Below are 14,236 nucleotides of genomic sequence, written 5' to 3'. Positions count from 1 at the left end.
GTTTGTGCAAATATAGACATATTCTGTTTTTTTGAAATAGAGTTTTAAAAAATTAATTGTTCTTTTCGAATTAAATTTCTGCTGCATTTCTGAATTTTTTTAAATGTGATAAAAGTCATTCAGCAATGTTTTTAAAAAGTGTATTTTTATGGAATCAAAACGAAAGAAATATGAAAAGTATTGTAGCCAAAGCATTATTTAATAGTCATTCTTATACTGAATATCGAAAACTAGTTACTGATTTGTTATCAGAAGGGAAATCTACCGGTCATGAACAATCTGAAAGTCTGACTCATTATACAAGCCTGAACGAAGCCAGAATGAATCGTTTGGAGAAAACCATAAAAATTTCTGAAGATGTAATTTCGAAGCTTCAAAATTTAGACAATCATTATATATGGCTCGTTATTTCAGAAGGATGGTGTGGTGATGCTGCCCAAATACTTCCAATAGTAAACAAGATGGCTTTGGCTTCAGACAAGAAAATTGATCTCAGAATTGTTCTAAGAGATGAAAATGATGAATTGATGAGCCAATATTTAACAAATGGCGGAAGGGCAATACCAAAAGTTATCGTGATTTGTAAAGAAGCCGGAATCGTGCGTGCAGACTGGGGACCAAGACCAAAAGGAGCAGCAGAATTGATGGCAAATTATAAAAGGGATTTTGGGGTTATTGATGAAAAAATCAAAACTGATTTGCAATTATGGTATTTAGCTGATAAGGGAATTTCAGTTCAGGAAGAATTAGTCGAAATTATGGAAAATATAAAGTACAATAGATTGTAATTTTCTTTTAAAAATCGTTTAAAAGTTTTATTTTAGAGGTAATTTGCTGAAAACAAGAATTTTAGTAATAAAAAATACGTTAAAAATGTTTTTTATAAGCTTAAATGTTGTAACTTAGTAATATAATCCCATTTCTACTATTTATTTTCTGATTTACTTTTTTAATTGGTGTTTTATTTAATATTTAATAATTTAAAAATACACTATTATGAAAACGTTATTCGAAAAATTCTACGATTTTTTTTCAAGACTTCTATTTGGAGGAAAAAACATCCCACATTATTAAATCCCAAAGTATGGATTAATTTTATTTTAATGGGAAGCTGAAACAAGCACATTACTGTCGTCACATTTGTAATGTGCTTTTTTGTTTAACCGTTTTTAAGATTTTCTTCAAAAAGGGTAATGTCTATAGCATTTTTAACATCGTAATCACCAATTTTGGTTCGGCGTAAAACAGTTAAATGTGATCCGGTATCCATAGCTTTTCCAAAGTCATAAGCTAAAGAGCGTATATAAGTTCCTTTGCTGCAAACTACCCTAAAATCGACTTCAGGTAATGCAATCCGGGTAATTTCAAATTCATGAATTGTCGTTTTCCTGCTTGCGATTTCTATCGTTTCTCCTGCACGTGCATGTTCATACAAGCGAACGCCATCTTTTTTAATAGCGGAAAAAATGGGTGGTTTTTGATCGATTTCGCCTAAAAATTGCTTTACGGTTTCGTGAATTAAAGCTTCGTTAATATGTTCAGTGGAAAAGGTCTGATCGATTTCAGTTTCCAGATCATAAGATGGGGTAGTGGCTCCTATGTAAAATGTTCCCGTATATTCTTTTGCCTGACCCTGAAGTTCAGAAATTCGTTTGGTGAATTTTCCGGTACAGATTAGTAATAACCCTGTCGCTAAAGGATCTAATGTTCCGGCGTGGCCGATTTTAAACTTTTTTGGAAGTCCGACTTTATTAATTAACAGGTATTTTAATTTATTGACTGCCTGAAACGAACTCCATTTTAAAGGTTTGTCTATCAGTAAAACTTGTCCGTCTAAATATTCTTCAGGTGTCATTATATAATCGTAAGCGGATGAATAAAAAAGTGAATCAATAATAAAACGATTCCGGCAATGATTCGGTAATAACCAAACACTTTAAAGCCGTTTTTGGTTAAAAAACCAATAAATGTTTTAATAGCTAATAATGCTACAATGAAGGCGACAACATTTCCGATAATCAATAAATTGGTTTGGTCCTGAGACAATTCAAACCCTGCTTTGTAATAATCGTAACATTTTTTTGCTGTTGCTCCTAACATTGTTGGAACCGCAAGGAAAAATGAAAACTCGGCAGCAGTTGTTCTGGATAATTTTTGTGACATACCACCAACAATGCTGGCGCCGCTTCGGGATACTCCCGGAATCATGGCCAAACACTGAAATAAACCAATTTTAAGAGCTTGTAAATAGGTGATTTCCTGAGAAGTTTCAGCTGTATTTGGATTATTGAACCATTCATCAACTTTCAATAATATCAAACCACCGATTAAAAGTGAAATGGCAACCGTAACCGGATTTTCTAATAAACCATCAATAAAATCGCTTAATAATAATCCTAAAACGACAGCTGGTATAAAAGCAACTAAAAGTTTAAAGTAAAAATCAAGTGTCTGAAAGAAACGCCTGAAATATAATACCACAACAGAAAGTATGGCGCCAAGTTGAATAACAATCGTAAAAAGCTTTGTGAAGTCTTCGTGCGCAATTCCAAAAAAAGAAGAGGCAATAATCATGTGTCCAGTTGAAGAAACAGGTAAAAATTCTGTGATTCCTTCAATAATGGCAAGAACAATAGCTTGTAATGTATTCATTTATGAGATTTGTTAGATTATTAGAATATTAGACTTCTTAGATAAGTTTAATCTAATAATCTAAGATGTCTGAAGTCTAAGATGCCTATTTAGATTTTTTGAAGATAGAATAAATTGTGATTCCAAAACCAATCAATACGGTTGTCGGAGCCAGTCTGATACGTCTAAAGCTAAAAACTTCTTCGTTAAAAACATTCGGGTCCTTACTTCCTCCTCCAGACATTAAGATAAAGCCTAGGACAATAACACCAATTCCAATCAATAAGATTTTGTAATTGATGTTGTCAAAAAGGAATTCCTGTTTTTGTGGCTCTGATTGCGGTTCTTCTTTATAATTGTTTTTCATCTTGTCATTGCGGGGAATGAAGCAATCTCATTCCAAATATTTAAAGTTTTTAATCAAAAATACTAAGCTCGAATCTAAAATTAATAAAGATCGTCGGTTCTTAAGTTAAGGAAACGCTGTGTAGCAAAGTGTGTACTTACCCAGGTAATTAAAACTCCTAAACCAAATACAGCCAGCAATACTAAACCTATCAAAGCTTTGTCTTCCATAATTCCTAATCCGGGGAAGTTGTTTTCAACATAAAGTAAGAGGGCAATTAATGCAACAATTGCCAATACGGCTCCTAACATTCCCAGTTTTACACTGCGCATTACAAAAGGTTTGCGAATAAATGCTTTTGTAGCTCCAACCATCTGCATGGTTTTAATGATAAATCGGTTAGAATGAATGGATAAACGCAATGAACTGTTGATTAATAAAACTGCGATCACCGCAAGGAAACCGCTGATAATCAAAATCCACATACTTACTTTTTTGATATTATCATTTACCAGATTTACCAATTGTTTATCGTAAACAATGTCTTCAATCATAGTATTTTTACGCAGGTTGCTTTCAATTTTAACAATGCTGTCCCTTTCAACATAATCTGCCTTTAAATGAATATCATAAGAATTTAACAATGGGTTTTCTCCCAAAAAAGTCAGGAAATCTTCTCCAATAATATCAGTATGTTCTTTTGCCGCTTTTTCTTTGGTAACGTAAACATACGATTTTGCAAAAGGAGCTCTTTTCAATTCGGTATCAAATGCTTTGGTAACACTGTCTGTTGCTTCATTTTTAAAGAAAACGGTCATGGCGATTTTTTCTTTAAAATCATTAGCCAGTTTTTTTGAATTGATAATGAATAATCCCAGTACTCCCAAAAGGAATAATACCAGAAATACACTCAATACAACCGAAAAATAAGAGGAAATTAACCTGCGCTTTTGAAATTTATCAAAGTTAGAACTCATAGTATGCTTAAATTATGTGGTAAAAATAATAAACAATTTCTTTATTTAAAGTTATTAACGAACTTTTATACTATAAATGTACAATTAGATATTGAAAATACGAAGCCTAAAAAATGATTTAACCGCAAAGCACGCAAATTTTATACATGGTTTAGTAAAAAAATACAAAGTTCGCAAAGCTTTGTGTTGATAAACCTTTGTGAACTTTTGGTAATATTTGCGTTTAAAATTTAAAGTTATTTGACCTTATAAACCTCTATGCTTTTCAGCCAATACACATGTCGCGGACTGGTTTTGATATCATTTTTACAAATCGCAATCATTTCACCATTTTTAACCGGTTTTCCATTTTCTTCAAATAGAGTGAACGTGTTTTCTCCGGTTGGGTTATTAAAGATTTCTGCCCATGAAAAGGTTGCTTTGTAATCGTCAGAAGCTCTGGCAACAATATAAAAGTTTCGGTCTTTATGACCGGTTTGCCTGATTTTAGCTTTTTCTAAAATATCTTTCAAAAGAACACCTTTGCAAACTTTGTCGTCTTTTTTGATCTCGCCACTTTGGCAAACGACTTTGAAATCATCGATTGTAACTACCTTCATCTTTCTTAAGGAATCAACTGTCAATTGCAGTGGAAATTCAACATCGCCTTTTACTTCAATCTCATGATTGACCATTTTTAAACTGTCTGCAGGGGAAAGAATACGATGTTTGTCATTATCGTTTTGCAAAGTTTTTTCTGTTACAGAAGTTTCTTCTTTTTTAGAAGAATTACATATTGTACATGAAAATGCAATCAATAAAATGAGAATGTAATTTTTAGTTTTCATATAAAATTTTGGAATTTAATTTGAAATCAAATTCAGTATGTTTAAAAAAGAATACTGCTGTTTAAATTTTTAAAATTTCAGGTTTTGACTTTCTCTTTGAACAAAATCCTTAATTCGCTTTTCGACTTCATAAAAAACAACAATAGCTTTTTCACCTTCTTCAGTCAGTCGGGCACCGCCGCCGCCTTTTCCACCAAGCAATTTTACTACCAGCGGACTTTCAGCACGCTGGTTCATTTCTTCCACCAATTGCCAGGCCTGACGATACGCCATTTTCATTTCTTTTGCAGCATTGGTAATCGAGCCCGTTTTCCTGATATTTTCAAGCAGCCAGACTTTTCCTATTCCCAGAAAAGGACCTTCTGTTTCTTCAATCCAAAGACGGACTTCAATATTGTACTTTTTGTTTTCTGCCATCGATGTATTTTTTAAAAGAAAATTTTTGCGTGTAATCGATTTGTGTAATAAGTATTTTAGATTGCAATAATAAGTATTTTTACGTAATTAAAATACGTATTTTGTTATTTTATTTGTTTGTCAGCTAAATAGCTTTGGAACAAAGAACAATAAATGTAAATTTGCGCCATAATTCACAAGTGAGAAAACCTTAGAACCTTTGTCACCTTGCAACTTTGAACCTTAAAAAATGACTTGAGTGAGCGAAAGCATGACTCCATTGAAATAAAATAAAACAAGGAATGAAATACAATCCAAACGAAATAGACGCCAAATGGCAGCAATATTGGGCAGAAAATCAAACTTTTGCCGCTAAAAATAACTCCGAAAAGCCTAAACATTATGTTCTCGATATGTTTCCTTACCCATCAGGAGCAGGACTGCATGTTGGACATCCGCTGGGGTATATTGCTTCAGATGTTTATTCTCGTTTTAAAAGACATCAGGGATTCAATGTTTTGCATCCAATGGGATACGACAGTTTCGGATTGCCGGCTGAGCAATACGCCATTCAGACAGGTCAGCGTCCGGAAGATACAACCCGCGTGAATATTGACGGTGGTGTTGACAAAGAAGGAAAACAAATCGCCGGTTACAGAAAACAATTAGATAAAATCGGATTTTCATTTGACTGGGCGCGTGAAGTGCGTACTTCAAATCCGGATTATTACAAACATACCCAATGGATTTTTATTCAGTTGTTCAATTCCTGGTACAATAAGGATTCAGATAAAGCCGAGGATATCTCGACCTTGGTTTCCATTTTCCAAAAAGAAGGAAATGCTAGTGTAAATGCGGTTTCAGATGATGCAGTAGAAGTATTTACGGCTATTGAATGGAACGCTTTCGCGAAAGAGCAACAGGAGAAAATCTTACTTCAATACAGATTAACCTACTTGGCAGAAACAGAAGTAAACTGGTGTCCTGGTTTAGGAACTGTTTTGGCAAATGACGAAATTGTAAACGGAGTTTCAGAGCGTGGAGGCTATCCTGTCATAAGAAAAAAAATGACACAATGGAGTATGCGAATTTCTGCTTATGCCGAACGTTTGCTTGATGGCTTAAATTCAATTGATTGGAGTGAGTCTATCAAAGAATCTCAAAGAAACTGGATTGGTAAATCAGTTGGTGCTTTAGTTAAGTTTCAAGTTTCAAGTTTCAAGTCTCAGGTTGATGCGCAAAGTGATGAAACTTTAAACGTAAAACCTGAAACAAATTTTATTGAAGTTTTCACAACAAGACCTGATACAATTTTCGGAGTAACTTTTATGACTTTGGCTCCGGAACACGATTTGGTGGCTAAAATTACAACGCCGGAACAAAAAGAAGCGGTTGAAGCGTATATCGAAAAAACAGCTAAACGTTCTGAGCGTGAGCGTATGGCCGATGTAAAAACCATTTCTGGAGTATTTACGGGAGCTTATGCTGAACATCCATTTACAAAAGAACCAATTCCGGTTTGGATTGGGGATTATGTTTTGGCTGGTTACGGAACTGGTGCTGTAATGGCGGTTCCTTGCGGAGACGAAAGGGATTATGCTTTTGCTAATTTCTTTAAAGGACAAAACGGAATGCCCGAAATTAAAAATATCTTCGCCAATGTTGATATTTCTGAAGCAGCTTACGGATCAAAAGATAACGTTGAAATTGCAAATTCTGATTTTTTAAACGGATTGAATTATAAAGAGGCTACTAAAAAAGCCATCGAAAAATTAGAAGAAATTGGTCAGGGAACCGGAAAAACAAATTACCGTTTGCGTGATGCAGTTTTCTCCCGTCAGCGTTATTGGGGGGAGCCATTCCCGGTGTATTATGTGAATGGATTGCCTAAAATGATTGATGTGCAGCATTTGCCAATTATTTTGCCGGAAGTAGAAAAATATTTACCAACTGAAGATGGATTGCCTCCTTTAGGAAACGCTGCAGTTTGGGCTTGGGATACGAAACAAAACAAAGTTGTCAATACCGATTTGGTTGACAATGTTTCGGTTTTTCCTTTAGAATTAAACACCATGCCAGGTTGGGCGGGAAGTTCATGGTACTGGATGCGTTATATGGATGCGCACAACGAAACTGAATTTGCAAGTAAAGAAGCTTTGGCTTACTGGGAAAATGTAGATTTATATATTGGAGGAAGCGAACACGCAACAGGTCACTTATTGTATTCTCGTTTCTGGAATAAATTCTTAAAAGACAAAGGTTTTGCTCCAACCGAAGAACCATTCAAAAAACTGATTAATCAGGGAATGATTTTGGGACAAAGTGCTTTTGTTTATAGAATATCATTTGCATATAGCGAAGTTTCTGATGATAATAAAGAGACGGTTGAAATATTGAATAAGATTCCAACTGTTTTTATTTCTTATGATAAATTAAAGAAGAATGATCAGGTTCTAAATGGATTATTAAGCACAATTGTGTTAAGAGATGAGGTTATTAATATTGTTAAAGAAAGAACTCAATTGCCAGATGAATTTTTAAATAAATTAGTTCCGTTTATTAGTGGGATTCATGTTGATTTAGCTGTTATTAATGATGTGACAAATGAATTAGATGTTGATGCATTTAAGAAACACTCATTATATTCTGATTATAAAGATGCTGAATTTGTTTTAGGCGAAAATGGAAAATACATTGTAGGTCGCGAAGTTGAAAAAATGTCTAAATCAAAATACAATGTAGTAACTCCGGATGATATTTGTGCAGAATACGGAGCTGATACATTACGTTTGTACGAAATGTTCTTAGGTCCGTTAGAGCAGGCAAAACCTTGGAATACCGCTGGAATTTCGGGAGTTTTTGGTTTCTTGAAAAAATTATGGAGATTGTATTTTGATGACAATGGTTTAATCGTAAACAACGACGAACCAACAAAAGACAACTTAAAATCATTGCATAAAACGATCAAAAAAGTGGCAGAAGATATCGAGAATTTCTCTTTCAATACTTCGGTTTCTCAGTTTATGATTTGTGTAAATGAATTGTCTTCTCAAAACTGTCATTCAAGAGCGATCTTAGAACCATTAGCCATTTTGGTTTCGCCTTATGCACCGCATATCGCCGAGGAATTATGGTCGCAGTTAGGACATACCACTTCAATTTCTGATGTTGCGTTCCCAATTTTTGAGGAAAAACATTTAATTGAAACCAATAAAGAATACCCGGTTTCTTTCAATGGGAAAATGCGTTTCACCATCGAATTGCCTTTGGATTTAACCAAGGAACAAATCGAAGAAATCGTTATGAAAGATGAAAGAACATTGAAACAATTAGGCGGACGTACACCAAATAAGGTGATTATTGTTCCTGGGAAAATAATTAACCTTGTGGGGTAAATTATTTTTAAATTCCAATATTTAAATCCCAAATTCCAATTTTACAATTGGGGTTTGGGATTTTTTTGTTTTTGTAGTGTCTCATTTTATGTCCTTGCGAGGAACGAAGCAATCTCACTTTAGTATGTTTTTAAGTTTGCTAGTGTGTTTGCTTCGTTCCTCGCAAGGGACAACCTTTTTGCTCCTTTTCGAGAAAAATAAATCGCGTTCTTTGCGTAAACCTTTGCGCTCTTTTGCGGTAAAATCACTAGTCAATATTGGAATTTAATTATTGAAATTTGAAAGCCCTTGTTTAAAAAAGCGGCCTTGCGCAGTTTATGGATGACCAATATCATGCTTTTGGCAACAAGTATTTTTATAATTTTTATCTGGATATATTTTAAGCCTCAGTTAATATCAACTAAGATCGGAATCGTTTTGGCCATTCTCGCTATGGTGGTTTATCTGTTAGTTTACAATAAATTATTTGGGAAATATAAAGATATTGACGCAACTACGACCAATCATGATTACCTCCAAAAGTTAGTTTTAATTAAAAAGAAACAGCAATTTTTACAAACTAATATGATGAGCCTGTAATTTGTGATGCTAAGTGCCGGAATTGGCTTATATATGTATGAATACGCTAGCCGAATGACTATTTTAGGAGCAGGGTTAACTTATGGGATAACGTTTTTATGGATTTTATTCAACTGGTTTTTTATTCGCCCTAAACAAATTAAAAAACAGCAGGACAAAATAAATAGTCTCATTCAGAGATTCGAAGAGGCAACACATCAGTTAGAATCATAAAAAGACAAAGCTTCGTGTCATTACGAAGCTTTTCTTTTACCAAAAACGAATAAATTAAATTCTAATCTATCTAAATTTATTGTGGGAAAACGTATGGTGTAAGATTTAATACAATTATACCATCATTTGTCGCTGTCACAGGTAATTCGTTTACCAACTTGCCTCCAACATAAATTTTTCCAGTTAGTGTTTGTCCTGGTGCTCCCCCATATCCGCTTGCACTTAATGATGCTCCCATGGATTTAGCCTCAGCAGTAAATTCTTTAGTCCAGGGAAGTTTTGTAATATCTTCGATTACGGCATTTCCTCCTTTTTCAAGATAAGTTACATCAAGATTTCCGGTATAATTTCCTGTTATTTCATATTTAACATCTCTTGATCTGTTTACAGAGTCGTTATCGTTATCATCGCTGCTGCAGGAAGCAAATGTAAATACAAGAGTCAGCATTAACATAATTTGTTTCAAATGTGTTTTCATGTTTAATTTTCTTTACTAATTTATGTTTAAAATTCATTCTATCTCAAAGTTAGAAGCTTAAAAAGCAGCCGGCAATACCTGATAAAATGTATTTTTTACTACCTGATTTCAGGTAAAAGAGAAGGATTTCTTTTTGAAAGTCATTAAGCTTTAATAACTTTGAGAAAATGCCACATTTATGAAGAAACTATACGCCTTTCTATTTTTCCTGTTTTTTTCTGCAATCTCCAACTCACAAGTAATCCTTTCCTTAGATGATGACACTGTATATATTGACAGTGTTGCAAATGTTACTAAGAACATCAAGTCTGACAGTATCAAATGTTTGAATAGTTTTAGATTGTCAAAATTGTTTTTGATGGTTCAGGATGTCAAAAAATCTAAAGAATATCTCGCGCAGGCGAACCGGCTAAAGATGAAATTTCCTTTTTTAAGAGATGCTTCTCTTTACTACAATGCTTATAGTTTTATTGAAAAGGGAGATTTAGACGGCTATGAAAAAGCTTTAATGAATGCGAATAACAAATTAAAAAAATACAGAAACAAAGAAGCGTATAAGCTCCGTGCCATTGTGCTGCAGAATTATGGTATTATACAACAGCATAAGAACAATGAAAATGCCTATATGAAACTACTTGTAAATGAAGCGATTCCAATTGCTAAGAAAAGTGGCGATTTTGAGCTGATCAGCGGTTTGAGTAAAGCTGTTGCCATTATTTTCATGAACAATGATGAGCGTCAAAAGGCTTCAGAATATCTTGCAGAGGCGCAAAGATATATAGAAAATACAACCAAAAAATCGGCAACACTTGCAGAGTCGAAAATGGAGACTTATATTATCAATGCCGAAAACTTACTTGAACTCAAACATTTTTATGATGCAAAAGTAATTTTGGACCGTGCTTTTTCAATCTTAAAAAATTATCCGCAATCCAATCTCAATGATTCTTATTATTATTCAGAAGGCGTATATTATTCCAAGCAAAATAAGTTTAATGAAGCGCTTGTAAGCTTTGGAAAAGGAATAAAATCAGCTCAAAATCATAACAATCTTGTCGCACTTAACAGATTGAAATTTGCAGAATATGAAGTACTTTTTAAACTTAAAAATTTCGATAAAGCCATAAATAATCTGGAATATCTAATTAAAAACACCTCTTTTACAGTAGATAAAAAGAACTATTACAAGGAATTGTCGAAGGTTTATAATGCCACTAAAGACTATTCAAAGGCTTATTTTTATTCGAATAAATATAATGTGATTAATGATAGTCTTAATAATGCTAAATTAAAAAATGAAATCATTGAACTTGAAGCAAAATATAAAAAAGCAGAAAGCGAAAAGAAAATAAGTTTGCTGCAGTCCGAAAATGAAAAAGCTGTTTTGCAGGTAAATAATAACAGGCTTAATATGATTCTTTTTGCTGTTCTTTCATTTCTGTTGTTTTTGACGGTTTTGTTTTTGTGGAACTGGAATAATTATCAGAAAAAGCTAAGCCTTCAAAAAGAAATGAACCATATTCAGGAAATGAACGCATTGGAGAATCAGCAGAAATTATCCGTTTCAAATGCCCTGATTGAAGGAGAAGAAATAGAAAGAAAAAGGATTGCAAGAGATTTACATGACGGACTCGGAAGCATGCTTTCGGGTTTGAAAATGCATTTGAGTATAACCAGTCGTGAAAACAACGAAACGAATCCGAATGTAAATGCAATGCTTAATGATTCGATTAAGGAGCTTCGGAATATCTCTCAGAATTTAATGCCGGAAAGTTTAATGAAGTTAGGACTTGAACACGCCTTAAAAGATTTATGTGCCTCACATTCCAATCCTGAAACAACAATTGAATTTCAATATCTGGTTAAAAAATCAACTCTGCCGGAGCATTTTAAAATAATGATTTTCAGAATTATACAGGAACTTTTAAATAATGCTCTAAAATATGCAAAGGCTTCACAGATTTTGGTTTCCTGTTCACAAAACAAAGACGTTTTCTTTATTACAGTGGAAGATAATGGTATAGGATTTAATGTGGAATCCACTGAAAAACAAGAAGGTATGGGGCTTAAAAACATTAAAAACCGTGTAGCTTTCTTAAACGGAAAATTAGAAATAGATTCAGTTGCTGGTAAAGGAACATCAACTTATATCGAATTAAAAATATAATCCAAAAACAATTATGAGCTACAAAACGGTAATAATAGATGATCATCCAATAGTTATTTCAGGAATTGAAGGTTTATTGTCGGATTTGGAAAATATTGAAATAGTTCAAAAATTTCAATCCGGAACTGAACTGTTGGATTACATCGAAAACCATGAGGTTGATTTAATTTTGATGGATATTTTTTTGCCGATACTAAATGGAGTTGATTTATGTAAAATAATCAAGCAGAAATATCCTAAAATTATAATTATCGGGATGAGCAGTCAGTCTGAAAGAAGCCTGGTGATGCAGTTTATTCAGAATGGAGGAAATGGTTACATTCTGAAAAGTGCTTCTTTTAACGAATTCAAAGACTGTATTTATAAAGCAATCGAAGGGGAAATTGTGTTTAGTGAAGAAGTAAAAACCATAATTAGCCAGCCATTATCTGAAGATTTAGAGCGTATTCCGGCTTTAAGCAGAAGAGAACGTGATATTGCACTATTGTTATCACAAGGAAAGTCAACCCAGGAGATAGCCGACGATTTATTTCTAAGTTTTTTAACTGTTCAAACCCATCGTCGTAATATTCTTCAAAAATATAAAATGAAAAATGTGGCAGAACTAATTGCTTTTCTACTCAAAAACAATATGCTGAACTGAGACAGAATGGGTATAAAAATGCCAAAATGACATTTTGTTAAAATGGTTCATAATTTGCAGATCGTTTTGTAAATTTAGATTCAATCAAATAAAATAAAATCATGGGAAGTGGATATTTAATTATTGCCGGGGCTATTATGTTATTCAGCTGGCTGGTAAGTTCAAGATTAAAAAGCAAATTCGAATTATACTCTAAACTGCAATTGCAGAACGGCATGAGCGGAAGGGAAATTGCCGAAAAGATGCTGGCAGACAATGGTATTTACGATGTTCGTGTGATTTCGACTCCGGGTCAATTAACAGATCATTACAATCCTGCAGATAAAACGGTTAATTTAAGCGAGGCAGTTTACAATCACAGAAATGCGGCAGCCGCAGCAGTTGCGGCTCACGAGTGCGGACATGCGGTGCAGCATGCAATTGGTTATGAGTGGCTCACAATGCGTTCAGCATTAGTGCCTATTGTAAGCATAGCATCCAATTATGTACAATGGATTTTATTGGCCGGAATCCTGATGATCAGGACTTTTCCGCAATTATTGTTGGTAGGTATCGTGATTTTTGCCGCAACAACATTATTTACAATTATAACTTTACCAGTCGAATATGATGCAAGTAATCGTGCGCTCGCGTGGTTAGAAAATAAACGAATGCTGACACAACAAGAGCAGGCGGGTGCAAAAGATGCATTAAAATGGGCAGCGAGAACGTATGTGGTAGCAGCTATTGGTTCAATTGCAACGTTGTTGTATTATATTTCGATTTATTCAGGAAGCAGGAGAAACTAATTGGATAATTGAGATAATTAGTCAATTAGATAATAATAGAAGCCGGATAAATTTAAAATCAATCCGGCTTTTATTATAGCATTAAAAAATATCTAATTATCAAATTGACACATTATCTAATTACAATTGAATCTGCCTGTCAATCTGCTGATCCAGTGAAATAAAGGTTTCAGTTCTCGAAACTCCTTCAATTGCCTGGATTTTGGTATTTAAAAGCTGCATTAAATGTTCGTTGTCACGACAGATAATTTTAATCAAAACCGACCAGTTTCCGGTGGTATAATGACATTCTAAAACTTCAGGAATTTTTCTAAGTTCTTTTACAGCTTCAGAATTTCCTGAAGCTTTGTCAAGATAAACACCTATAAACGCCATGGTATTATAGCCTAAAACTTTTGGGTTTACAGTGAATTTTGATCCTGAAATTACACCAGATTGTTCCAGCTTCTTCAAACGCTGATGAATTGCTGCTCCCGAAATACCTATTTTATTCGCAATTTGAAGAATAGGCTTGCGGGCATCGTCCATAAGATATCGAAGGATTTCTTTGTCGATACCGTCAATTTCAATTAAGAGGGAATTAATTTTCATAGCTTAAAATTTGAAACTATTCTTGTAATTTGAGTTTAGAATAGAAATCAAATGTAGTTAAATTGCTCTGAAAAAGGAAATTCTAATATTGTTTAAATTCCAAATCTCAAATTCCAAATTCCAAAGGGATAGGATTGTTGTAAAATTAAAATTCCAAATCCCAAGTGTTAAGCTGGAATTTGGAATTTTAAGATTGTATATTTTT

Annotated in this window: 15 protein-coding genes; 7 read left to right on the top strand and 8 right to left on the bottom strand. The window is 33.8% G+C overall.

Annotation, left to right across the window (positions count from 1 at the left end; genetic code table 11):
* Positions 1–170 precede the first annotated feature (170 nt).
* Positions 171–788, top strand: coding sequence for a thioredoxin family protein (locus K8B81_RS13860; RefSeq protein WP_223682178.1), 618 nt, complete (start codon positions 171–173; stop codon positions 786–788).
* A 371-nt stretch (positions 789–1,159) separates the two neighbouring features.
* Here the strand turns inward: K8B81_RS13860 and truB are convergent, their stop codons facing one another.
* From truB to K8B81_RS13830, 6 genes are all read right to left on the bottom strand, one after another.
* Positions 1,160–1,855 (bottom strand): tRNA pseudouridine(55) synthase TruB, encoded by a 696-nt coding sequence (gene truB, locus K8B81_RS13855; protein ID WP_223682177.1) that lies wholly within the window; start codon positions 1,853–1,855, stop codon positions 1,160–1,162.
* Positions 1,855–2,652, bottom strand: a complete 798-nt coding sequence (locus tag K8B81_RS13850; protein ID WP_223682176.1) for an undecaprenyl-diphosphate phosphatase — start codon at positions 2,650–2,652, stop codon at positions 1,855–1,857. The genes truB and K8B81_RS13850 overlap by 1 nt, the downstream gene beginning before the upstream one ends.
* Positions 2,653–2,737: 85 nt before the next feature.
* The gene (locus tag K8B81_RS13845) at positions 2,738–2,998 is read right to left on the bottom strand and encodes a DUF3098 domain-containing protein (protein WP_223682175.1); all 261 of its coding nucleotides are present in this window, start codon (positions 2,996–2,998) and stop codon (positions 2,738–2,740) included.
* 80 nt (positions 2,999–3,078) lie between these two features.
* Positions 3,079–3,954 (bottom strand): cell division protein FtsX, encoded by an 876-nt coding sequence (locus K8B81_RS13840; protein WP_223682174.1) that lies wholly within the window; start codon positions 3,952–3,954, stop codon positions 3,079–3,081.
* Between the two features lie 236 nt (positions 3,955–4,190).
* Complete coding sequence (locus tag K8B81_RS13835; RefSeq protein WP_223682173.1) at positions 4,191–4,781, bottom strand: molybdopterin-dependent oxidoreductase; 591 nt, start codon at positions 4,779–4,781, stop codon at positions 4,191–4,193.
* Between the two features lie 69 nt (positions 4,782–4,850).
* On the bottom strand, positions 4,851–5,198 hold the full coding sequence (locus tag K8B81_RS13830) for a winged helix-turn-helix domain-containing protein (RefSeq protein WP_223682172.1): 348 nt from the start codon (positions 5,196–5,198) through the stop codon (positions 4,851–4,853).
* Positions 5,199–5,479: 281 nt separating this feature from the next.
* Here K8B81_RS13830 and K8B81_RS13825 point away from each other — a divergent pair, with 281 nt between their 5' ends.
* The 3 genes from K8B81_RS13825 to K8B81_RS13815 all read left to right on the top strand — a co-directional run bounded on the left by K8B81_RS13825 (position 5,480) and on the right by K8B81_RS13815 (position 9,364).
* Positions 5,480–8,572 carry a leucine--tRNA ligase gene (locus K8B81_RS13825; protein ID WP_223682171.1) on the top strand — a complete coding sequence of 1,031 codons (3,093 nt, stop codon included), beginning with the start codon at positions 5,480–5,482 and terminating at the stop codon, positions 8,570–8,572.
* Between the two features lie 306 nt (positions 8,573–8,878).
* Complete coding sequence (locus K8B81_RS13820; RefSeq protein ID WP_223682170.1) at positions 8,879–9,151, top strand: hypothetical protein; 273 nt, start codon at positions 8,879–8,881, stop codon at positions 9,149–9,151.
* A gap of 33 nt (positions 9,152–9,184) precedes the next feature.
* Positions 9,185–9,364 (top strand): hypothetical protein, encoded by a 180-nt coding sequence (locus K8B81_RS13815; protein WP_223682169.1) that lies wholly within the window; start codon positions 9,185–9,187, stop codon positions 9,362–9,364.
* A 76-nt stretch (positions 9,365–9,440) separates the two neighbouring features.
* Here the strand turns inward: K8B81_RS13815 and K8B81_RS13810 are convergent, their stop codons facing one another.
* The gene (locus tag K8B81_RS13810; protein ID WP_223682168.1) at positions 9,441–9,842 is read right to left on the bottom strand and encodes an MmpS family transport accessory protein; all 402 of its coding nucleotides are present in this window, start codon (positions 9,840–9,842) and stop codon (positions 9,441–9,443) included.
* Positions 9,843–10,020: 178 nt separating this feature from the next.
* Here K8B81_RS13810 and K8B81_RS13805 point away from each other — a divergent pair, with 178 nt between their 5' ends.
* From K8B81_RS13805 to K8B81_RS13795, 3 genes are all read left to right on the top strand, one after another.
* Complete coding sequence (locus K8B81_RS13805) at positions 10,021–12,009, top strand: sensor histidine kinase (RefSeq protein ID WP_223682167.1); 1,989 nt, start codon at positions 10,021–10,023, stop codon at positions 12,007–12,009.
* A gap of 13 nt (positions 12,010–12,022) precedes the next feature.
* Complete coding sequence (locus tag K8B81_RS13800) at positions 12,023–12,652, top strand: response regulator transcription factor (RefSeq protein WP_223682166.1); 630 nt, start codon at positions 12,023–12,025, stop codon at positions 12,650–12,652.
* A 101-nt stretch (positions 12,653–12,753) separates the two neighbouring features.
* Entirely contained in the window at positions 12,754–13,440 is a 687-nt protein-coding gene (locus tag K8B81_RS13795) for a zinc metallopeptidase (RefSeq protein WP_223682165.1), read from the top strand.
* 120 nt (positions 13,441–13,560) lie between these two features.
* Here the strand turns inward: K8B81_RS13795 and K8B81_RS13790 are convergent, their stop codons facing one another.
* The gene (locus K8B81_RS13790; protein ID WP_163395318.1) at positions 13,561–14,031 is read right to left on the bottom strand and encodes an Lrp/AsnC family transcriptional regulator; all 471 of its coding nucleotides are present in this window, start codon (positions 14,029–14,031) and stop codon (positions 13,561–13,563) included.
* Positions 14,032–14,236 lie beyond the last annotated feature (205 nt).

The sequence above is a fragment of the Flavobacterium hibisci genome, assembly GCF_020026925.1.
Lineage (GTDB): Bacteria > Bacteroidota > Bacteroidia > Flavobacteriales > Flavobacteriaceae > Flavobacterium > Flavobacterium hibisci.
This window is presented reverse-complemented; position numbering and strand designations above follow the sequence as displayed.